The organism is Pseudomonas sp. MTM4, assembly GCF_019355055.1.
GTDB lineage: Bacteria > Pseudomonadota > Gammaproteobacteria > Pseudomonadales > Pseudomonadaceae > Stutzerimonas.
Genome location: NZ_CP048411.1, coordinates 3,948,790 through 3,968,503 on the forward strand (window position 1 = coordinate 3,948,790; position 19,714 = coordinate 3,968,503).

The 19,714-nt window shown below is 61.4% G+C and carries 19 protein-coding genes and 1 other RNA gene; 16 read left to right on the top strand and 4 right to left on the bottom strand.

What is annotated here, in order from left to right:
* Window positions 1–76 precede the first annotated feature (76 nt).
* Both GYM54_RS18180 and GYM54_RS18185 read left to right on the top strand, forming a co-directional pair.
* On the top strand, window positions 77–694 hold the full coding sequence (locus tag GYM54_RS18180) for a glutathione S-transferase N-terminal domain-containing protein (protein WP_181100135.1): 618 nt from the start codon (window positions 77–79) through the stop codon (window positions 692–694).
* 12 nt (window positions 695–706) lie between these two features.
* The gene (locus GYM54_RS18185) at window positions 707–1,120 is read left to right on the top strand and encodes a ClpXP protease specificity-enhancing factor (protein ID WP_131649941.1); all 414 of its coding nucleotides are present in this window, start codon (window positions 707–709) and stop codon (window positions 1,118–1,120) included.
* A 96-nt stretch (window positions 1,121–1,216) separates the two neighbouring features.
* Here GYM54_RS18185 and GYM54_RS18190 read toward each other — a convergent pair whose 3' ends face one another.
* The 4 genes from GYM54_RS18190 to GYM54_RS18205 all read right to left on the bottom strand — a co-directional run bounded on the left by GYM54_RS18190 (window position 1,217) and on the right by GYM54_RS18205 (window position 4,612).
* Window positions 1,217–1,795: a BON domain-containing protein gene (locus GYM54_RS18190; RefSeq protein WP_131649942.1), complete on the bottom strand. Its 579-nt coding sequence runs from the start codon at window positions 1,793–1,795 to the stop codon at window positions 1,217–1,219.
* Window positions 1,792–2,385 (bottom strand): phosphoheptose isomerase, encoded by a 594-nt coding sequence (locus tag GYM54_RS18195; protein WP_181100137.1) that lies wholly within the window; start codon window positions 2,383–2,385, stop codon window positions 1,792–1,794. The genes GYM54_RS18190 and GYM54_RS18195 overlap by 4 nt, the downstream gene beginning before the upstream one ends.
* Window positions 2,386–2,483: 98 nt before the next feature.
* Entirely contained in the window at window positions 2,484–2,855 is a 372-nt protein-coding gene (locus GYM54_RS18200; protein WP_131649944.1) for a YraN family protein, read from the bottom strand.
* Window positions 2,852–4,612 (bottom strand): penicillin-binding protein activator, encoded by a 1,761-nt coding sequence (locus GYM54_RS18205; RefSeq protein WP_197445798.1) that lies wholly within the window; start codon window positions 4,610–4,612, stop codon window positions 2,852–2,854. Before GYM54_RS18205 ends, GYM54_RS18200 begins: the two co-directional genes overlap by 4 nt.
* A 121-nt stretch (window positions 4,613–4,733) precedes the next feature.
* Here GYM54_RS18205 and rsmI point away from each other — a divergent pair, with 121 nt between their 5' ends.
* The 14 genes from rsmI (at window position 4,734) to GYM54_RS18275 (ending at window position 19,714) form a co-directional block, all read left to right on the top strand.
* Window positions 4,734–5,606: a 16S rRNA (cytidine(1402)-2'-O)-methyltransferase gene (rsmI, locus tag GYM54_RS18210; protein WP_131649945.1), complete on the top strand. Its 873-nt coding sequence runs from the start codon at window positions 4,734–4,736 to the stop codon at window positions 5,604–5,606.
* 99 nt (window positions 5,607–5,705) lie between these two features.
* An RNA gene (gene rnpB / locus GYM54_RS18215) (RNase P RNA component class A) lies at window positions 5,706–6,065 on the top strand.
* A 294-nt stretch (window positions 6,066–6,359) separates the two neighbouring features.
* Window positions 6,360–6,815 (top strand): division/cell wall cluster transcriptional repressor MraZ, encoded by a 456-nt coding sequence (gene mraZ / locus GYM54_RS18220; RefSeq protein ID WP_131649946.1) that lies wholly within the window; start codon window positions 6,360–6,362, stop codon window positions 6,813–6,815.
* Window positions 6,812–7,759 carry a 16S rRNA (cytosine(1402)-N(4))-methyltransferase RsmH gene (rsmH, locus tag GYM54_RS18225; protein ID WP_131649947.1) on the top strand — a complete coding sequence of 316 codons (948 nt, stop codon included), beginning with the start codon at window positions 6,812–6,814 and terminating at the stop codon, window positions 7,757–7,759. The genes mraZ and rsmH overlap by 4 nt, the downstream gene beginning before the upstream one ends.
* A 17-nt stretch (window positions 7,760–7,776) precedes the next feature.
* A complete protein-coding gene (gene ftsL, locus GYM54_RS18230; RefSeq protein ID WP_131650049.1) occupies window positions 7,777–8,046 on the top strand; it encodes a cell division protein FtsL in 270 nt (89 codons plus the stop codon).
* On the top strand, window positions 8,043–9,770 hold the full coding sequence (locus tag GYM54_RS18235) for a penicillin-binding protein 2 (RefSeq protein ID WP_181100141.1): 1,728 nt from the start codon (window positions 8,043–8,045) through the stop codon (window positions 9,768–9,770). The genes ftsL and GYM54_RS18235 overlap by 4 nt, the downstream gene beginning before the upstream one ends.
* Entirely contained in the window at window positions 9,770–11,233 is a 1,464-nt protein-coding gene (locus GYM54_RS18240) for a UDP-N-acetylmuramoyl-L-alanyl-D-glutamate--2,6-diaminopimelate ligase (protein ID WP_197445799.1), read from the top strand. Before GYM54_RS18235 ends, GYM54_RS18240 begins: the two co-directional genes overlap by 1 nt.
* Window positions 11,226–12,602 carry a UDP-N-acetylmuramoyl-tripeptide--D-alanyl-D-alanine ligase gene (gene murF, locus GYM54_RS18245; RefSeq protein WP_197445800.1) on the top strand — a complete coding sequence of 459 codons (1,377 nt, stop codon included), beginning with the start codon at window positions 11,226–11,228 and terminating at the stop codon, window positions 12,600–12,602. The genes GYM54_RS18240 and murF overlap by 8 nt, the downstream gene beginning before the upstream one ends.
* Window positions 12,602–13,684, top strand: coding sequence for a phospho-N-acetylmuramoyl-pentapeptide-transferase (gene mraY, locus GYM54_RS18250; protein ID WP_181100147.1), 1,083 nt, complete (start codon window positions 12,602–12,604; stop codon window positions 13,682–13,684). The genes murF and mraY overlap by 1 nt, the downstream gene beginning before the upstream one ends.
* A gap of 6 nt (window positions 13,685–13,690) precedes the next feature.
* Window positions 13,691–15,034: a UDP-N-acetylmuramoyl-L-alanine--D-glutamate ligase gene (gene murD, locus GYM54_RS18255; RefSeq protein WP_131649952.1), complete on the top strand. Its 1,344-nt coding sequence runs from the start codon at window positions 13,691–13,693 to the stop codon at window positions 15,032–15,034.
* Complete coding sequence (gene ftsW, locus GYM54_RS18260; RefSeq protein ID WP_131649953.1) at window positions 15,034–16,266, top strand: putative lipid II flippase FtsW; 1,233 nt, start codon at window positions 15,034–15,036, stop codon at window positions 16,264–16,266. Before murD ends, ftsW begins: the two co-directional genes overlap by 1 nt.
* On the top strand, window positions 16,256–17,326 hold the full coding sequence (murG, locus tag GYM54_RS18265) for an undecaprenyldiphospho-muramoylpentapeptide beta-N-acetylglucosaminyltransferase (RefSeq protein WP_197445801.1): 1,071 nt from the start codon (window positions 16,256–16,258) through the stop codon (window positions 17,324–17,326). Before ftsW ends, murG begins: the two co-directional genes overlap by 11 nt.
* Window positions 17,319–18,773, top strand: coding sequence for a UDP-N-acetylmuramate--L-alanine ligase (gene murC, locus GYM54_RS18270; RefSeq protein ID WP_131649955.1), 1,455 nt, complete (start codon window positions 17,319–17,321; stop codon window positions 18,771–18,773). The genes murG and murC overlap by 8 nt, the downstream gene beginning before the upstream one ends.
* Window positions 18,770–19,714: a D-alanine--D-alanine ligase gene (locus tag GYM54_RS18275; RefSeq protein ID WP_181100148.1), complete on the top strand. Its 945-nt coding sequence runs from the start codon at window positions 18,770–18,772 to the stop codon at window positions 19,712–19,714. Before murC ends, GYM54_RS18275 begins: the two co-directional genes overlap by 4 nt.

Genomic DNA, 19,714 nt, shown 5'->3' on the forward strand with positions numbered 1-19,714 from the left:
TGCGGTACCCTGCGCGCGCCCTTTTGGGCGCGCGTTTTTTTCTGCTGCGCCATAAATTTCAATGAGGAGGGACCCTATGGCCGTGACCAACCGGTTGGCCTGCTATTCCGATCCCGCCGATCATTATTCGCATCGGGTGCGCTATGTGCTTGCCGAAAAAGGTGTCGACGCCGAGATAATCGACGTCGATCCGGTGCGTTGTCCTGTCAGGCTGACAGAAGTGAATCCATACGCCAGCGTGCCTACGTTGGTGGATCGTGATCTGGCTTTGTATGAGCCAGGCGTAATCACGGAGTACTTGGAGGAGCGCTATCCGCATCCGCCGTTGCTTCCGGTGTATCCCGTTGCAAGGGCCAATACCCGGCTGCTGGCGCATAGAGTTCAAAGGGACTGGTGTGCTCTGGTGGACCGAATCCTCGATCGCCGAACCACAGAGGCGGTTCGGGTGCAGGCTCGTAAGGAGCTGCGCGAGAGCCTTACAGGCGTATCGCCCGTATTCGCCGAAAAGCCCTATTTCATGAGTGAAGAGTTCAGTCTGGTGGATTGCTGTCTGTTGCCTATCCTGTGGCGTTTGCCCAAACTCGGTATCGAGTTGCCCCGGGCTGCAAAGCCGCTGCTCGATTACATGGAAACCAATTTCGCTCGCGAGGCCTTCCAGGTCAGTCTATCCGCCGTTGAGCGCGGCATGCGCTAAGAGAGGCTGCATATGACTTCAAGTCGTCCCTATCTGGTTCGGGCGTTGTATGAGTGGATCGTGGATAACGATTGCACTCCACATCTGCTGGTCAATTCCGACTATCCGGGTGTTCAGGTGCCTGATGGCTTTGCCAGCGATGGCCAGATCGTGCTGAATGTTGCACCCAGTGCGGTTCGTGGCCTGCAGATGAGCAACCAGACGATTACGTTCGAAGGCCGATTTGGTGGCGTTCCGCATAGTCTGCATGTCCCTTCCGCGGCGGTCATGGCGATCTATGCGCGGGAAAACGGGCAGGGAATGGTATTCGAGATTGAGCCGACGCCGCCGGATGACGATGCGCCCACCGATGATGCCTCGGTTGGAGCAGGCGCACCATCACGCCCGGCCTCTGCGGGCCGTCCTAGTTTGAAGGTCGTTAAGTAAGCAGCTGCAAGCTCCAAGCGGCAAGCCTGAAGCAAGAGCGAAAGAGCACTCAGCTGGCGGAGCTATGGCGCCGCTCATGCTGGCTTGGAGCTGCCTTCAGTCGATATATTCGAACAGTTTGACGATGCGTTGTACGCCGGAGACGCCCTGCACCACGTTTGTGGCACGGTTGCCTTCCTGACGAGTGACGAGCCCCAGCAGATAGACAATGCCGTTCTCGGTGATGACTTTTATGCGCGAGCCGGGAACGTTCTCGTCCGTGAGCATTTGCGCCTTGATCTTGGTCGTCAACCAAGAGTCATTGCTGCGGGCCAGTGCCGATGAGGGCTGCAGTACCTGAAGCTCGTTGTGTACTCGTTTGACGCGCTGTACCGAACTGGCGGCCTGTTCGGCCATTTGCTTCAGCTCTTCCCGTGGCGTCTGGCCGGCCAGCAGCACCACTCCGTTGTAGCTGGCAACGACGATATGCGACGCTTTGTCCAGATCGGCATGAGCCTTAGCGATATTCACGGCTGCTTTTGTTTCGATTAGGGAATCATCGATCTTGCTGCCGATCGTGCGGGTTCCACGGTTGTCGTTGATGGGATCGTCGCGCGTGGCGGTGAGAACTGAGCTGCAGCCGGTTACGGCCAAGGTCAGTGCAAGCGTGAATACAGGCAGTCGAACCGATTTCATTCTTCGCTCCCGAACAGTTGGTTGTCGATCAGATCGCACAGACAGTGGATAGCGAGCAGGTGAACTTCCTGGATGCGCGCGGTCACTTTCGCCGGAACGCGAATCTCGACGTCCTCTGGCAGCAGCAGCGACGCCATTCCTCCGCCGTCGCGTCCGGTGAGCGCGACGACAACCATTTCGCGATCGTGCGCAGCCTGGATCGCCTGGATGACGTTCGCGGAGTTGCCGCTGGTGGAGATCGCCAGCAGCACGTCGCCCGGCTGACCCAGTGCGCGGATCTGCTTCGAGAAAACTTCGTTATAGCTGTAGTCATTGGCGATGGAGGTCAGCGTTGAGCTGTCGGTCGTCAGGGCTATCGCAGGCAGGCTGGGGCGCTCCCGCTCGAAGCGGTTCAGCAGCTCTGATGAGAAATGCTGTGCATCGCCCGCCGATCCACCGTTGCCGCAAGTCAGGATCTTGCCTTCACTGAGCAGCGTGTTGACCATTACCTGTCCGGCCTGCTCGATACTAGGGGCGAGCACCTCCATGGCGTTCTGCTTGGTTTCGATGCTGGCGTGGAAGAGCTGACGTATACGGGATTGCATGTCCATCGGAGTTTAACCTTCAGGTGACGGGCTGGGCTGCTTGGGCCGCGCCGTAAGGAAATTGGTCAGATGCGGTTTTGGCGGTACGCGGCGGAGCGCTCTGATCAACTGTCGAACGCATTTCGGATCCAGTTGGGCTTTTCCGAGGCGTCCGCTGTCGCCCCTATGGCGACCACGTCAAAGCGGCATGGGTGCCTCGCCCAGCGGGACTCCTTCTGCAGGAACAGCTGGGCTGCCTTGATCAGCTTCTGCTGTTTACGCAAGTCGACGCTTTCGAGAGCACCACCCCATGCGGCGTGGCGTCTGTAGCGAACCTCGACGAATACTACTGTATCGCCATCGAGCATGACCAGATCAAGCTCGCCGCTGCGGCATGTCCAGTTTCGACAAAGCAGGCGCAGTCCGTGAAGTTGCAGGTGGCGCTGTGCGAATTCTTCGGCGAGCTGTCCGCTGATCTGTTTGCTGGTTGCGCTCAATAGGGAGTGTCCGCGAGCGGTTGGACTTCACCATCGTGGAATTCGGCCCACGGTAGGCGTCGCTCGATTCGCTGCTCGGGGGTGATGCTGAGCGTGCCGGACAGGCCGTCGAGCTGTGTTTCCGGCAACGCTAGCAGTTGGTTCAGGCGCGGTGCGAGCAGATAGGCGTCGGCACCCATGGCGTATAGCCTGCCCAGGCTTCCCCGCGCTTGTGGCCATTTGCGTTCGATTTCCTGGCGAAGGGGCAGCTGGGGATTCAGCAGCCAGGGTGTTTCGGTGAACCGGATACCTTCGAGATCGAGGTATTGGGTGCGATTATCGGTTGCGGCGTGCAGATGAGAGGTCGCGTATACGGGCAGATCTCCGGCATATTGGAATATCAGGGTGGGCTTGACCTGCTGCGCCTGCTGCGGTGTCGCTGCAAGGAACAGGAAGTCGACATCCTGGCGGCGCGATGGCTGTGATGCAGCGCCGCTGCTGCGTACCTGCAGCAGGTCGGCAATTTGATTGGCCAGTTCGACGGGTTCGGCCAGCGGCGCGGCAGCAACTACGGTTCCACCTTGTTCCTGCCACTCCTGGCGAAACGCGTCATAGACGCGATTGCCCCAGTCGCCCCGCGGCGTCAAAGCTATTGCACGGCGATGCCCATCGGCCCAGGCGCGGCGCGCAACCTCGCGCGCTTCGTCCTCTGCAGCGAGGCCGAACTGAAACAGCTGAGGCGGCGCCTTCTGGTTCGCGTCGCTGTAATTGAGAGCAAGGGTGGTTATCGGCAGCTGCTCGCGGTCGGCCAGCTGGTGCACCATCTTCTTGTCCAGCGGGCCAATGACCAGCTGGACCCCCGACGCCTCTGCCTGTCGGTAGAAGTCATCGAGCGAAGATAGGTGGGAGCTGTCGAACAGCTCGATTTTCAGATCTTGCTGTGCTTCCAGATGCGCGGCGAGAAAACCGTCACGCAGTGCACGCGCTACGCTAGCCAGCGGGCCATCCATGGGGAGCAGTAACGCTACGTGGGTCAGCGGTTTGTCTGCCAGCTCTCGGAGTTTTACCAGCGACTCGGGCAGGCGTCGTGCGGCGGGATGGTTGGGGTTCTGCTGCACCCAGGCGTCGATCGCCCGCTGCTGCTGACTTATGGTTCCGGCCTGTTTTACCGTCGCGGCAAGCGCTAACCAGCCGGAAAGATCCACGTCTGCGGTCGGTTGCAGCTGGTCTGCCGGCAGGCTCGATACCAGCGACCAGATCGCTTCATGATTCCGCTCCGCTGCTTCGCCGCTTAGGAGTGGTGCGATGAAAGTGCGCTCGCGCGCCGCGTCGAGGGGCTGATCGTTGGCTTCAAATGCTTGCGCGCGCGCCAGTTGGGTGCGCAGCTGCTGATCTACCGGCAGCTCCGCGAGGCGTCGGAATGCGGGATGTTGCAAGGCTTGAAGGGCGCGCTGTGGCTCTCCGTCCGCTATTGCCAGCTCCGCCTCCAGGGTTTTGGCAAACATCTGCTGAGCCGGCATCAACTGCTCGATATCGATTTGTTCGAGTATCTGCCGAGCCTGCGCCTGGTTGCCTTGCTGGATGCTCTGGTCGGCAGCCGATAAACGCAACAGTGCAGCTTCGGCCGGGTCGCTGGCATCGGCTTCCTTCAGCAATTGTTGTGTCGACGCCTGCGGAGTGCGCGGCAGCTCGCCCAGGGTAGAGGACGGCGAGCTGGCGCAGGCCGAAAGCACGGCGGCAATGCATAAGAAGAGAAACGGGCGAAAGCGAGCCATCATGTGATCATTCCTGGAGGCGCTGCGAGTGTCGGCGGATTGTACCCAAGGGTTGCAGGGGCTGCGATGTCGTGACCGCTAAACGGGCTACAATGCGCGTTTTTCCGTGACTGAGGTACGCCCTGTGACTGCGCCAGATGATGTGAATTCCGCTGCAGGCACGCTCTATGTCGTCGCCACGCCTATCGGGAATCTTGAAGATATCAGTGCTCGGGCGTTACGCGTGCTGAACGAGGTGGCCCTGATCGCGGCAGAAGACACACGTCACTCGGCTCGTCTGTTGCAGCACTTCGGTATCTCCACTCCATTGGCAGCGTGTCATGAGCATAACGAACGGGACGAAGGTGGTCGCTTCATCAAGCGGCTTCTGGCTGGTGAAAATGTGGCGCTGATTTCCGATGCCGGCACGCCGTTGATCTCCGATCCCGGCTATCACCTCGTCAGACAGGCGCGTGCGGTCGGTATAAGAGTTGTTCCGCTGCCCGGCGCTTGTGCACTTGTTGCAGCGCTTTCCGCTGCGGGTTTGCCATCCGACCGTTTCATCTTCGAAGGTTTTCTGCCGGCAAAGCAGGTCGCGCGTCGTACTCGTCTTGAGCTTCTGAGAGAGGAGCCGCGGACGCTGATCTTCTATGAGGCGCCACATCGTATTCTCGATTCCCTGACCGACATGGAGGAAGTGTTCGGTCCAGAGCGGCCTGCTGTTTTGGGGCGTGAGCTGACCAAGACATTCGAGACGCTGAAAGGATTGCCGTTGGCTGAATTGCGCGTCTGGGTGGCGTCCGATAGCAATCAACAACGTGGCGAATGCGTGCTGGTGGTGGGCGGCTGGCAGGCGCCACAAGGCGAAGGGGCGATCGATGCGAATGCGCTTCGTGTGCTGCGTTTGTTGTTGGCGGAGTTGCCTGTGAAGCGTGCGGCAGCCGTGGCCGCCGAAATAACCGGTGCCAGAAAGAACGTGCTTTACCAGCTTGCGTTGCAAGAAAAGAGTTCGGAATAGAACCGCCTTCATGCTCGCAGGCGTCTCGGTCGGCGAGATTTGTCAGCTTGCAGGCTTCAGCTTGCAGGCTGGGGACGTGCACAGTACCCTAGCGCCCGGAGAGTCGATCAGACAGTCGCTGTCTCTTTTTGTTCCGGCAAAAAGGGAGGGAGGAAAGTCCGGGCTCCATAGGGCGAAGTGCCAGGTAACGCCTGGGAGGCGTGAGCCTACGGAAAGTGCCACAGAAAATAACCGCCTAAGCGCTTCGGCGCCGGTAAGGGTGAAAAGGTGCGGTAAGAGCGCACCGCGCGGCTGGCAACAGTCCGTGGCTAGGTAAACCCCACTTGGAGCAAGACCAAATAGGGATCCATTGGCGTGGCCCGCGCTGGATCCGGGTAGGTTGCTAGAGGCAGTCAGCGATGGCTGTCGTAGAGGAATGACTGTCCTCGACAGAACCCGGCTTACAGATCGACTCTCCGACTTCTTCCCCCGTAATACCCCTTCTGTTAGTCCAAAATATTATTGCTCTTAACAAAGTACTTTAACTTTGTGGGGCAGGCTTTTGGTTTACCTGTAAAAGATCGTCTTGCAAGTTTGTCGCTTGACCGTTCATTCCCCTCTCGTTCGCTAAATTGCCGTTCCGTAAGGCTTTTTCCGCTCAGGCTCACCTTGACGGTGGGGCTGCTGCATTTCTATAGTGCGCACGAGTGGTAAAAAGTGGAGTGAAGTGGGTAATTATGGATACGGATAGCTAAATTCAGAGGAAGCGCAGCCGTGTTTCGCGGAGCAAACGCCATCAGTCTCGATGCCAAAGGGCGGCTAGCTATGCCCAGCCGGTATCGCGACGAGCTCGTTTCGCGTTGTGAAGGCCAGTTGATCATCACCATCGACGCCGTAGACCGCTGCCTCTGCATTTATCCACTTCCCGAGTGGGAGCAAATCGAAGCCAAGCTTCGTGAATTGCCATCGCTGAATGAGGAGAGCCGGCGGTTGCAGCGTCTGCTCATTGGCAACGCGGTAGATCTGGAGATGGACGGCAGCGGGCGTGTGTTGGTGCCGCCACGCCTGCGTGAATACGCCGGCCTAGACAAGCGGGCCATGCTGGTCGGTCAGCTCAACAAGTTCAGCCTATGGAACGAGGACGACTGGAACGCGCAAGCAGATGCGGATCTGGCGGCCATTAAACAACCCGGCGCGTTGCCGGAAGCATTGCGTGATCTAATCCTGTGACCCAGACCAGCTGCTATAACCATGTCACCGTGTTGCTCGACGAGGCCGTTGCGGCGCTCGCTGTGCGCCCGGATGGCCGCTATCTGGACGGCACCTTTGGGCGCGGAGGCCATAGCCGCCTTCTTTTGCGGCAGCTTGGGCCTGAGGGTTGTTTGCTAGGATTCGACAAAGACCCGCTAGCAATCGCTACGGGGCAAGCATTGGCGGCCGAGGATGGCCGCTTTGTCGTTGTGCAGAGAAGTTTCGCCGAGCTCGGGGCCGAAGTCGCGCAGCGCGGCTGGACCGGTACGTTGAGCGGCGTGCTGCTGGACCTCGGGGTGTCCTCGCCACAGCTGGACGATCCGGAGCGCGGCTTCAGTTTCCTCAACGATGGCCCTCTCGACATGCGCATGGATCCCAGTCGCGGAGTCAGTGCTGCGGATTGGATCGCCACGGCCAGCGAAGAAGATATCGCTCGGGTACTCAAGGAGTACGGCGAAGAACGTTTTGCCAAACGCATGGCGCGCGCCGTCGTGCAACGGCGAGCCGAGCGCCCGTTCGAGCGTACGGCCGATCTCGCTCAGGTGCTGACCGTTGCCAACCCCGCCTGGGAAAAAGGCAAGAATCCGGCGACTCGCGCCTTTCAGGGGCTGCGCATCTTTATCAACAATGAGCTCGGTGATCTGGAGGTCGGGCTCGAGGCTGCTCTCGAGGCGCTCGATGTCGGTGGCCGGCTGGTGGTGATCAGCTTTCATTCGCTTGAAGACCGCATCGTCAAACAATTCATGCGCCGCCACGCCAAGGGCGAAGCCGACAACCTGCCCCGCGACCTGCCGATCATTCCTGAGAAGTTCGTGCCACGCCTGAAACTGTTGGGCAAGCCGCAGTACGCATCCGCCGAAGAGGTCAAAGCCAACCCCCGGTCACGCAGTGCCGTGATGCGCGTTGCGGAGAAGCTGCGGTGAATACGCTACGACGCGCCATGCCCAACGGCAGCCTGATGATGCTGGTGCTGTTCATTACCGTGCTCTTGTCGGCGATCGCGGTTGCCTATAGCGCGCACTGGAACCGCCAACTTCTCAACGAGCTGTATGGCGAACTCAGCGTGCGCGACAAGGCGCAGGCCGAGTGGGGTCGCTTGATTCTGGAACAGAGCACCTGGACGGCGCATAGCCGTATCGAGACGCTGGCGACCGAGCAGTTGAAGATGCTCATCCCGGAAGCGGCTGATGTCAGGCTGGTGGCTCAATGAAGCTCCAAGGCGCGCTGTATCCGTGGCGCTTTCGTATCGTCCTGGCGTTGCTGGCGCTGATGGTCGGTGCCCTTGCGTGGCGTATCGTCGATCTGCAAGTGATCGATCAGAGCTTTCTGCAGAACCAAGGTGACGCTCGCAGTGTGCGGCACATTCCTATCCCGGCGCATCGCGGCTTGATTACAGATCGCCACGGCGAACCTTTGGCAGTCAGCACGCCGGTCACGACGCTTTGGGGTAATCCGCGTGAGCTTCAGGCTGCGCAAACGCGTTGGCCAGAGCTGGCGCAAGCGCTAGGCCAAGAACCGGTCGCGCTTCAGCAGCGCCTCAAGGAGCAAGCCGAGCGCGAATTCATCTACCTAGTGCGTGGGCTGACACCCGAACAGGGCCAGCGTGTACTGGATCTCGGCATTCCGGGCGTGTATGCCCAGGAGGAGTTCCGTCGCTTCTATCCCGCCGGCGAGGTTGCCGCGCATGTGGTTGGCTTCACGGATATTGACGATCGTGGCCGGGAAGGCCTGGAGCTGGCATATGACGAGTGGCTGGCCGGCGTTCCCGGCAAGCGTCAGGTTCTCAAGGACCGCCGTGGCCGGTTGATCAAGGATGTGCAGGTAGTCAAGAACGCCAAGCCCGGCAAGGCGCTGGCGTTGTCCATCGATCTACGCTTGCAATATCTGGCTCATAGCGAGCTGCGCAAAGTGGTGCAGGAGCACGGTGCCAAAGCTGCCAGTCTGGTGATGGTCGATGTGCAAACCGGCGAAGTCCTCGCCATGGCCAACCAGCCTACCTACAACCCCAACAATCGCCGCAATCTGCAGCCATCGGCAATGCGCAATCGTGCGTTGATCGACGTGTTCGAGCCTGGTTCGACGGTCAAGCCCTTCAGTATTGCCGCAGCGCTCGGCACAGGTAAGTACCAGCCGGAGTCGGTAGTCAACACCTTGCCGGGCTGGATGCGTATCGGCCGATACACCATCCGCGACGTTTCCCGCGGGGGCATGCTCAACCTGACCGGCATTCTGATGAAGTCCAGCAACGTCGGAATCAGCAAGATCGCGTTAGATATCGGTCCGGAGCCAGTGCACACCATCATGCAGCAGGCAGGGTTCGGTCAGGCCACCGGTCTCGGTTTTCCAGGCGAGCGCGTCGGCAATCTTCCCAATCACCGCAAATGGCGAGATGCGGAGACTGCTTCGCTCGCGTACGGCTACGGCTTGTCGGTGACGGCGGCGCAGCTCGCTCATGCCTACGCCGTACTCGGTAACGAAGGCAACAACGTACCCATGTCGTTGCTGCGTCTGGACCAGCCGCAGGAAGGCGTGCAAGTCATCGACAAGACGATTTCCACCACAGTGTTGCGGATGTTGCAGTCCGTGGTCGAGGAAGAGGGCGGCGGTGGCACCCGCGCCAAGGTCCCGGGTTACCACGTGGCTGGCAAGAGCGGCACGGCGAAAAAAGTATCCGGAACCGGCGGCTATACCAAGGACGCCTATCGTTCATTCTTCGCCGGAGTGGCACCGGTTTCCAATCCGCGTATTGCGGTCGTGGTCGTGGTCGACGAGCCCAGCGAGGGCGGTTATTACGGCGGGCTGGTCGCCGCACCGGTGTTCGGCAAAGTAGCGGCTCGTGCGTTGCGATTGATGAACGTTGCGCCAGACAACCTACCGCCACCCGCAGATGTTCAAACCGCCGAGGCGGCCAAGGTCAAGGGAGGACGGATCTGATGCCGATGCCGTTGAATCAGTTGCTGCCTCAGGCCGACAGCGCCACCTTGATTCGTGAGCTGACCCTCGACAGCCGCAAGGTGCGACCGGGCGACCTGTTTCTGGCTGTGCCTGGTTACCAGCAGGACGGTCGCGTGCATATTGCCGATGCCGTTTCCCGCGGCGCGGCGGCGGTGGCCTACGAAGCCGAAGGCGCGGTGGAAATGACCGCCGCAAGTGCCGTGCTGGTTCCCGTGCGTCATCTGGCGGAGCAATTGTCGGCGATAGCCGGACGGTTCTACGGGGAGCCGAGCCGCAGTCTGCACCTAGTCGGGGTTACCGGAACCAACGGCAAAACCAGCGTCACTTATTTGGTCGCTCAGGCCCTGGATCGCCTGGGCGAGCGTTGCGGCATCATCGGCACCTTGGGCACCGGTTTCCATGGCGAGCTGATACTCGGCCAGCACACGACGCCCGATGCCATTGGTGTGCAAGCCAACCTGGCAAATCTTCGCAAGCAGGGCGCGCGGGCCGTTGCGATGGAAGTGTCGTCTCATGGACTGGATCAGGGACGGGTTGCCGCGCTGGCGTTCGATGTGGCGGTGTTCACCAATCTTTCGCGCGATCATCTGGACTACCACGGCTCCATGGAAGCCTACGGTGAGGTCAAGGCTCGGCTGTTCAAGATGCCAGAGCTCAGCTGCCGCGTGATCAATCTGGATGATGCGTTCGGGCGCGTTCTTGCTGCTGAAAAAAATGAATCGCGGCTGATCACCTACAGCCTGGACGATGCCTCCGCATACCTCTACTGCCCAGAGGCGCGGCTGGACGACAACGGAATACATGCGCGCCTCATCACCCCGCAGGGTGAACGCTCGCTGCGCAGCCCCTTGCTTGGCCGTTTCAACGTCAGCAATGTGCTCGCGGCGATCGGCGCGCTGCTGGGGATGAACTATCCGCTGGATGAAATCCTCGCCGTACTGCCGGAGATCGACGGTCCTGCCGGGCGTATGCAGCGTCTGGGTGGTGGTGAGCGTCCGCTGGTCGTAGTTGATTACGCCCATACGCCTGACGCCCTGGAAAAGGTTCTAAGCGCACTGCGTCCGCATACTCGTGGGAGGTTGTTGTGCCTGTTCGGCTGCGGTGGCGATCGCGACCGCGGCAAGCGTGCACTGATGGCGCAGGTCGCTGAGCGCCTGGCGGACAGCGTCGTGGTGACCGATGACAATCCACGAAATGAAGATCCGCTGCAGATTCTCGATGAGATTCGCGCCGGCTTCGGCGCGCCCGAGCGGGCCGCCTTCGTTCCGGGTCGTGCCGACGCCATCGCCCGCTGCATCGCCGATAGCCATGTCGATGACGTAGTGCTGCTGGCCGGCAAGGGTCATGAAGATTATCAGGAGATCAAAGGAGAGCGCTTGCCGTTCTCCGATCTCGACCAGGCATCGATCGCCCTGGCTGCCTGGAGGGGTTCCGATGCTTGAAGCCATTCGCCTGAGTGATCTCGTCGAGTCGCTGTCCGCCAGGCTGGTGAATGCCGATGTGGCGATCAGTTCGGTCAGCACCGACAGTCGTGCCATTGAGCCAGGACAGTTGTTCGTGGCGCTCACCGGTCCCCGCTTCGACGGTCACGCCTATCTGACCGAGGTCGCTGCCAAGGGAGCCGTTGCCGCCCTGGTCGAGCGGCACGTGGAAGATGTTTCGCTGCCGCAATTGGTGGTGGCCGACAGCCGCATCGCGCTGGGTCAGCTGGGTGCGCTGAACCGTGCCGCCTTTACCGGGCCGGTCGCGGCAATTACCGGCTCCAGTGGCAAAACCAGCGTAAAGGAGCTGCTCGCCAGCATCCTGCGCGCCGCCTTTGGCGCCGATGCGGTACTGGCCACGCGCGGCAATCTCAACAACGATCTTGGCGCTCCGCTCACGCTGTTGGAGTTGTCCCCTCAGCATAAGGCTGCGGTGATCGAACTGGGCGCTTCACGTCTCGGAGAAATTGCCTACACCGTCAGCCTGACGCAGCCGGATGTCAGTCTTATTACCAATGCCGGAACCGCCCATGTCGGCGAGTTTGGCGGGCCTGAGAAAATTGTCGTAGCCAAAGGCGAGATTCTCGACGGGCTCGGCGTGAATGGCATCGCTGTGCTCAATCGCGACGACCGCGCCTATGCCACGTGGCAGCAGCGGGTGGCCGGAAAATCGGTGCTCAGCTTCGCAATACAAAGCCCTCTGGCGGACTTTCATCCCTCATCGATCGCTTATGACCAACGCGGTTGCCCGAACTTCGTCTTGAACGGCCCGTCCGGGTCCGCTCGTGTCCAGCTCAATCTGCTCGGTCGACACAGCGTGGCCAATGCGCTCGCCGCCGCGGCCGCCGCGCACGCGCTGGGTGTCGCGTGCGAACATATCGTCGAGGGCCTTGAAAGCCTGCAGCCGGTCAAGGGGCGGGGTGTTGCGCAAATGCTCGGCAATGGTGTTCGTCTGATCGACGATACCTACAACGCGAACCCAGCCTCCATCTGCGCAGCCACCGACGTGCTGGCCGGCTTCGCCGGGCGTACCGTGCTGACGCTGGGCGACATGGGCGAGTTAGGCGATTGGGCCGAACAAGGCCATCGCGAGGTGGGCAGTTACGCCGCCGGCAAAGTGGATGCCCTGTTCGCGGTCGGACCGCTGATGAAGCATGCGGTCGATGCCTTCGGAGCCGGCGGTCGTCATTTCGCCGATCAGCAGAGCCTGATCGATGCGTTGCGCCTGGAGCAGGGCAACGCCACAACAATATTGATCAAGGGATCACGGAGCGCCGCGATGGATAAGGTCGTCGCTGCGCTTTCTGCGTCCGGCATGGAGAAACATTGATGCTGCTGCTACTCGCCGAGTATCTGCAACGCTTCCACACGGGCTTCGCGGTCTTCCAGTACCTGTCTCTGCGCGGAATCCTCGGCGTGCTTACCGCGCTGGTGCTTTCGCTGTGGATGGGGCCCTGGCTGATCCGCACCCTGCAGCTGCGCCAGATCGGCCAGTCCGTACGGACTGATGGGCCGCAGACGCACCTGTCTAAATCCGGTACCCCGACCATGGGAGGCGCCTTGATTCTCAGCGCCATCGCCATCAGTACGCTGCTCTGGGCGGACCTATCCAACCGCTACGTCTGGGTGGTGCTGGCCGTCACGTTGTTGTTCGGGGCGGTGGGTTGGGTCGACGACTATCGCAAAGTGATCGAGAAGAACTCGCGGGGCCTGCCGAGCCGTTGGAAGTACTTCTGGCAATCGGTGTTCGGACTCGGCGCGGCGATCTTCCTTTATATGACCGCGCAGACGCCGGTCGAAACCACGCTGATCCTGCCGCTGCTGAAAAACATCGAGATTCCGCTCGGGATCGGCTTTGTGGTGCTGACCTATTTCGTCATCGTCGGCTCGAGCAACGCGGTCAACCTCACCGACGGCCTGGATGGTCTGGCGATCATGCCGACCGTGATGGTCGGCGGCGCGCTGGGCATCTTCTGCTACCTCTCGGGTAACGTGAACTTTGCCCAGTACCTTTTGATTCCCTACATCCCCGGCGCAGGCGAACTGATCGTGTTCTGCGGTGCGCTGATCGGTGCCGGGCTCGGCTTTCTTTGGTTCAACACCTACCCAGCGCAAGTCTTCATGGGTGACGTCGGTGCCCTGGCCCTCGGCGCGGCGCTGGGCACCATCGCCGTGATCGTTCGCCAAGAAGTCGTGCTGTTCATCATGGGTGGCGTGTTCGTGATGGAGACCCTGTCGGTGATGATCCAGGTCGCCTCGTTCAAGCTGACCGGCAAGCGGGTCTTCCGCATGGCACCGATTCACCACCATTTCGAACTCAAGGGCTGGCCCGAGCCTCGGGTCATCGTGCGCTTCTGGATCATTACGGTGATTCTGGTGCTGGTCGGTCTCGCCACCCTGAAACTGAGGTAATAAAGAGTGCTCATCGCTTCCGATCAGTTCCGCATCGTCGTCGGTCTCGGCAAGAGCGGCATGTCCCTAGTTCGCCATCTGGCGAGCCGTGGCGTGCCGTTTGCCGTGGCCGATACGCGCGCGAATCCGCCGGAACTGGCCACTCTGCGAGCACAGTATCCGGACGTCGAAGTCCGTTGTGGCGAGCTTGATGCCGAGTTTCTCTGCCGCGCCAGCGAACTGCTGGTCAGCCCCGGCCTGCCGCTCAGCACACCGGCGCTTCAAGTTGCCGCGTCCAGAGGCGTGAAGCTGTCAGGCGACATCGAGCTGTTCGCTCGCGAAGCCAAGGCGCCGATCATCGCGATTACCGGCTCCAATGCGAAAAGCACCGTAACCACGTTGGTCGGCGAGATGGCCGCCGCAGCCGGTCGCAAGGTCGCGGTGGGCGGAAATCTCGGAACCCCCGCACTGGATTTGCTTGACGACGACGTCGAGCTCTATGTGCTGGAACTCTCCAGCTTCCAGTTGGAAACCACCGATCAGCTGAACGCACAGGTTGCGACCTGCCTGAACATTAGCGAAGACCACATGGATCGCTACGAAGGGCTGCCGGCGTATCACCAGGCCAAGCACCGGATTTTCCGCGGCGCACGGCAAGTCGTGATCAATCGTGACGATCGTCTGAGCCGTCCGTTGATCGGTGATGACGTGCCGGCATGGTCGTTCGGCCTTGGCAAACCTGACTTCAAGGGCTTTGGGCTGTTCGAGGAGAACGGGGAAAAGTATCTGGCCTTCCAGTTCGATGCTCTGATGCCTGCTAATCAGTTGAAGATTCGCGGTGCGCACAACCAATCCAACGCTCTGGCCGCTCTGGCCCTAGGGCATGCGGCGGGGCTGCCGTTCGAACCGATGCTCGCTACGTTGCGCCGCTTCGCCGGTCTTGCCCATCGCTGCCAGTGGGTGGGTGAGCGCAAGGGCGTTCATTATTACGACGACTCCAAGGCGACCAACGTGGGCGCTGCGCTGGCCGCCATCGATGGTCTGGGCAGCGATATCGACGGCAAGCTGGTGTTGATTGCCGGCGGCGATGGCAAGGGTGCCGATTTCTCGGGGCTGCGTAGCCCGGTTTCGCATCACTGCCGCCACGTCGTTCTGCTGGGGCGTGATGCCGAGCTGCTCGCGGCTGCGCTCGATGGTGCCGCGCCGATTCACCGTGTCCAGACCCTGCAGGAGGCCGTGCAGCAGGCGGCCGAGCTGGCGCAGTCTGGCGATGCGGTATTGCTGTCGCCGGCCTGCGCCAGCCTCGACATGTTCGTCAATTTCGAAGATCGCGGACGTCAGTTCGCCGCTGCGGTGGGGGCGCTCAACTGATGCTCGCGTTCCTGCGCAGTGCGCCCTCTCCGCTATTCAGCCGCCGTGGCCTGGATCTCGATTTCCCGATGCTCGCGGGTTGTCTGGCGCTGCTGGGCCTGGGGCTCGTGATGATTACCTCAGCGTCCTCGGAGGTCGCTGCGGTGAATGCCGGCAATTCGCTGTACCACATGGTTCGCCATCTGGTGTACGTGCTGCTCGGTCTGGGGGCCGCGGCGGCCGTGTTGTTGGTGCCCTTGTCCGTATGGCAGCGGTCGGACTGGATGCTGCTGTTAGCCGCGTTTGCGTTACTGATCCTGGTACTGATTCCGGGCATCGGTCGCGAGGTCAACGGCTCCATGCGCTGGATCGGCTTCGGCGCCTTCAACGTGCAGCCGTCGGAGTTGGCCAAGCTCTTCGTCGTGGTCTATCTCGCCGGTTATCTCGTGCGCCGTCAGCAAGAAGTACGCGAAAGCCTCTGGGGCTTTCTCAAGCCATTCTTGGTGCTGCTGCCGATGGCGATGCTGTTGCTGCTCGAGCCCGACTTCGGTGCGACCGTCGTCATGATGGGCGCGGCGGTGGCGATGCTGTTCCTCGGTGGTGTCGGCTTGATCCGCTTCAGCCTGCTGGTGCTGCTGGCGGTCGGCGCGGTGTTCATCCTGGTGCAGACTCAGGAGTATCGCCTGCAGCGGTTGATCACCTTCACCGACCCCTGGGCTGATCAGTATGGTGCCGGCTACCAATTGACCCAGGCGTTGATTGCGTTCGGGCGGGGCGAATGGCTCGGTGTCGGTCTGGGTAACAGCGTGCAGAAGCAGTTCTACCTGCCTGAAGCGCATACCGATTTCGTGTTTTCTGTGCTGGCGGAAGAACTCGGCATGGTCGGTGCGTTGCTAACGATTTTGCTGTTCGCCTTCGTCGGCGTACGCGCTCTGTATATCGGGCTGGCAGCCGAGCGCGCACGCCAGTTCTTCGCCGCTTACATCGCCTGGGGCGTGGCGTTTTTGTGGCTCGGACAGTTTCTGATCAACGTCGGTGTGAACGTTGGTCTTCTACCGACGAAGGGGCTGACCTTGCCATTCCTGAGCTATGGCGGCAGTTCGCTGGTGGTGACCTGCGCCAGCATGGCTTTGTTGCTGCGTATCGAGTGGGAGAGCCGCACCGTATTGGGTAGCGAAGACGCCGAGTTCAGCGAAGAAGACTTCGCCGAAGTGCCGGAATCCAAGGTCAAGGGGGTCGCCCATGGCCGCTAACGTACTGATCATGGCCGGCGGCACCGGCGGGCACGTTTTCCCGGCGCTGGCCTGTGCGCATGAATTCCAGAGCCGCGGCTACAGCGTGCATTGGCTGGGCACGCCTCGCGGGATCGAGAACGAAGTGGTGCCGGCCGCCGGTCTGCCGCTGCATCTGATCCAAGTGAGCGGGCTGCGGGGCAAAGGCGTGGCGTCGTTACTCAAGGCTCCTTTCCAGCTGCTGCGTTCACTCGGGCAAGCCCGTCGGATCATGCGGGAGCTCAAGCCGGTCTGCGTGCTGGGGCTCGGTGGCTATGTGACGGGTCCAGGCGGTTTGGCCGCGAAGCTGGCCGGTGTGCCGTTGGTGATCCATGAGCAGAATGCCGTCGCTGGGACCGCCAATCGTGGTCTGGTGCCGTTCGCGCAGCGGGTCTGCGAGGCCTTTCCGAATACCTTCGCCAACAGCGCGAAGCGCCGCACGACCGGTAATCCGGTGCGCCATGAACTGTTTCTCGAAACGCCCCGGCAAACGCTGCTAGGGCGTCGTCCTCGTCTGCTGGTGCTGGGTGGCAGTCTGGGCGCCGAGCCATTGAACAAACTGTTGCCCGAAGCCCTCGGCCAATTGGCGCAGGAACTGCGTCCCGAGGTGTTCCATCAGGCGGGCAAGCAGCACGCCGACATCACCCGGGAGCGCTATACCGCCGCGGGTGTCGAGGCCGAAGTCGCTCCCTTCATTAAAGACATGGCCCGTGCCTACGCCTGGGCCGACCTGGTGATCTGCCGCGCGGGTGCGCTAACCGTCTGTGAGCTGGCCGCGGCCGGGTTGCCATCGTTCCTGGTGCCTTTGCCCCATGCGATCGACGATCACCAGACCCGCAACGCCGAATATCTGGCGAAGGAGGGCGCAGCCGTTCTTCTCCTACAAGCAAAGACCGATGCTGCCGCGCTGGCCGCGCAGCTGACCGAGGTAATGATGCAGCCGGAAAAACTCAAGACCATGGGGGCCACGGCACGCCGCCTGGCTCGGCCGGACGCCACCCGTACCGTCGTTGATATCTGCCTGGAGGTGGCGCATGGCTAAGTCTCCCGCAGCGGTTAAGGCCGAAGTACGTCGCATGCGCCGCATCCGCAGGATTCATTTTGTCGGTATTGGCGGCGTCGGCATGTGCGGCATCGCAGAAGTCCTGCTGAATCTCGGCTACGACGTCTCCGGCTCGGATCTGAAAGAATCGGCTAGCACCGAGCGTCTGCAGAATTTCGGTGCGCAGATCTATATCGGACATCAGGCCGGCAATGTGGCCGGGGCCGATGTGCTGGTGGTTTCCAGTGCGGTGAATGCCTCCAACCCCGAGGTCGCATTTGCGCTTGAACAGCGGATCCCGGTGGTGCCGCGTGCCGAGATGCTTGCCGAGCTGATGCGCTATCGCCACGGGATCGCGGTTGCCGGCACCCACGGCAAGACCACCACGACCAGCCTGCTGGCATCGGTGTTTGCTGCGGGCGGACTCGATCCGACCTTCGTCATCGGCGGGCGCCTGACGGCGGCCGGAACCAATGCGCAGCTGGGTAGCAGTCGCTATCTGATTGCCGAAGCCGACGAGAGCGACGCCAGCTTCCTGCACCTGCAGCCGATGGTCGCCGTGGTCACCAACATCGATGCCGACCACATGAGCACCTATGGCGGTGACTTCGGCAAGCTCAAGCGCACCTTCGTGGAGTTCCTGCACAACCTGCCGTTCTACGGGCTTGCGGTGCTCTGCGTAGATGATCCGGTGGTGCGCGAGATCATCCCCCAGATTGGCCGCCCGATCACCACCTATGGCCTCAGCGAAGATGCCGATGTGCGGGCCGTCAGCATCCGCCAGGAAGGCATGCGTACCTACTTCACGGTGCTGCGCGATGGCTGCGATGCGCTCGATGTTTCGGTCAACATGCCGGGCAAGCACAACGTCCTCAATGCGCTGGCAACGATCGCCATCGCGACTGACGAGGGCATCGATGATGGCGCCATCGTCCAGGGTTTGTCGGAGTTTGGAGGTGTCGGCCGACGCTTCCAGGTCTATGGCGAGCTGCCGGTGGATGGCGGCAGTGTGATGCTGGTCGACGATTACGGTCATCACCCACGTGAAGTCGCCGCGGTGATTCAGGCCGTACGTGGCGGCTGGCCCGAGCGTCGTCTGGTGATGGTCTATCAGCCTCATCGTTTCAGCCGAACCCGCGATCTGTACGACGATTTCGTTCAGGTGCTGACCGATGCCAATGTGCTGCTGCTGATGGAAGTCTATCCGGCAGGCGAGGAGCCGATTCCTGGCGCCGACAGCCGCCACCTGTGCCACAGCATTCGTCAGCGCGGCCAGCTCGATCCGATCTATATCGAGCGCGGTGTCGAACTGGCGCCGCTGGTCAAACCGCTGCTGCGCGCTGGCGACATTCTGCTCTGCCAAGGCGCCGGAGACATCGGCGGACTGGCTCCCCAATTGATCAACAGTCCCCTGTTTGCTGGCGATGCCGCGAGGAAGAGTGAATGACTGGCCTGCAATCGACCCGTGATCCCAAGGCGTTCGGCCGGGTTGCCGTGCTGTTCGGCGGCAAGAGTGCCGAACGCGAAGTGTCGCTGAAGTCCGGTGCTGCCGTACTGGGCGCGCTACAGTCGGCGGGTGTCGATGCGTTCGGCATCGACGTTGGCGACGATGTGCTGGCTCGCCTGAACAGCGAGCATGTTGACCGCGCCTTCATCGTGCTGCACGGCCGTGGCGGCGAAGATGGCAGCATGCAGGGCCTGCTCGAGTGCGCCGGCATCCCCTATACCGGCAGTGGCATTCTTGCGTCGGCGCTGGCCATGGACAAGCTGCGCACCAAGCAGGTGTGGCAGAGCCTCGGTCTGCCAACCCCGCGCCATACCGTGCTGACGACTGAGGCTGACTGTCACGCTGCGGCCGACAGCCTGGGCTTTCCGCTGATCGTCAAACCCGCGCATGAAGGTTCCAGCATCGGCATGGCCAAGGTCGGCGGCATCGCCGAGCTGATTGCCGCTTGGCGCGCTGCCAGTGCCTATGACTCTCAGGTGTTGGTCGAGCAATGGATTCAAGGGCCGGAATACACGGTCGCCACGCTTCGCGGTTCGGTCTTGCCGCCGATCGGGCTGGGTACCCCGCACACCTTTTATGACTACGACGCCAAGTATCTGGCCAGCGATACCCAGTACCGCATTCCCTGCGGTCTGGATGCGGCCAAGGAAGAAGAACTCAAAAATCTTTCCGCCCGTGCCTGCGAGGCCGTGGGTATTCAGGGCTGGGCGCGTGTCGACGTCATGCAGGACAGCACCGGCGCCTTCTGGCTGCTGGAGGTTAACACCGTTCCGGGAATGACCGATCACAGTCTGGTGCCGATGGCGGCGCGCGCGGCTGGGCTGGATTTCCAGCAGCTGGTGCTGGCCATTCTCGATGCCAGCCTGGCGGCAGGTAACTGA

What these genes read in the sequence shown, in the direction of transcription:
- murC (WP_131649955.1), top strand. Translation starts at nt 17,319, where the DNA reads ATGGCTAAGTCTCCCGCAGCGGTTAAGGCCGAAGTACGTCGCATGCGC.
- GYM54_RS18240 (WP_197445799.1), top strand. Translation starts at nt 9,770, where the DNA reads ATGCCGATGCCGTTGAATCAGTTGCTGCCTCAGGCCGACAGCGCCACC.
- GYM54_RS18205 (WP_197445798.1), bottom strand. Translation starts at nt 4,612, where the DNA reads ATGATGGCTCGCTTTCGCCCGTTTCTCTTCTTATGCATTGCCGCCGTG.
- ftsL (WP_131650049.1), top strand. Translation starts at nt 7,777, where the DNA reads ATGCCCAACGGCAGCCTGATGATGCTGGTGCTGTTCATTACCGTGCTC.
- ftsW (WP_131649953.1), top strand. Translation starts at nt 15,034, where the DNA reads ATGCTCGCGTTCCTGCGCAGTGCGCCCTCTCCGCTATTCAGCCGCCGT.
- GYM54_RS18195 (WP_181100137.1), bottom strand. Translation starts at nt 2,385, where the DNA reads ATGGACATGCAATCCCGTATACGTCAGCTCTTCCACGCCAGCATCGAA.
- GYM54_RS18185 (WP_131649941.1), top strand. Translation starts at nt 707, where the DNA reads ATGACTTCAAGTCGTCCCTATCTGGTTCGGGCGTTGTATGAGTGGATC.
- murF (WP_197445800.1), top strand. Translation starts at nt 11,226, where the DNA reads ATGCTTGAAGCCATTCGCCTGAGTGATCTCGTCGAGTCGCTGTCCGCC.
- GYM54_RS18235 (WP_181100141.1), top strand. Translation starts at nt 8,043, where the DNA reads ATGAAGCTCCAAGGCGCGCTGTATCCGTGGCGCTTTCGTATCGTCCTG.
- mraY (WP_181100147.1), top strand. Translation starts at nt 12,602, where the DNA reads ATGCTGCTGCTACTCGCCGAGTATCTGCAACGCTTCCACACGGGCTTC.
- GYM54_RS18180 (WP_181100135.1), top strand. Translation starts at nt 77, where the DNA reads ATGGCCGTGACCAACCGGTTGGCCTGCTATTCCGATCCCGCCGATCAT.
- GYM54_RS18190 (WP_131649942.1), bottom strand. Translation starts at nt 1,795, where the DNA reads ATGAAATCGGTTCGACTGCCTGTATTCACGCTTGCACTGACCTTGGCC.
- GYM54_RS18275 (WP_181100148.1), top strand. Translation starts at nt 18,770, where the DNA reads ATGACTGGCCTGCAATCGACCCGTGATCCCAAGGCGTTCGGCCGGGTT.
- murG (WP_197445801.1), top strand. Translation starts at nt 16,256, where the DNA reads ATGGCCGCTAACGTACTGATCATGGCCGGCGGCACCGGCGGGCACGTT.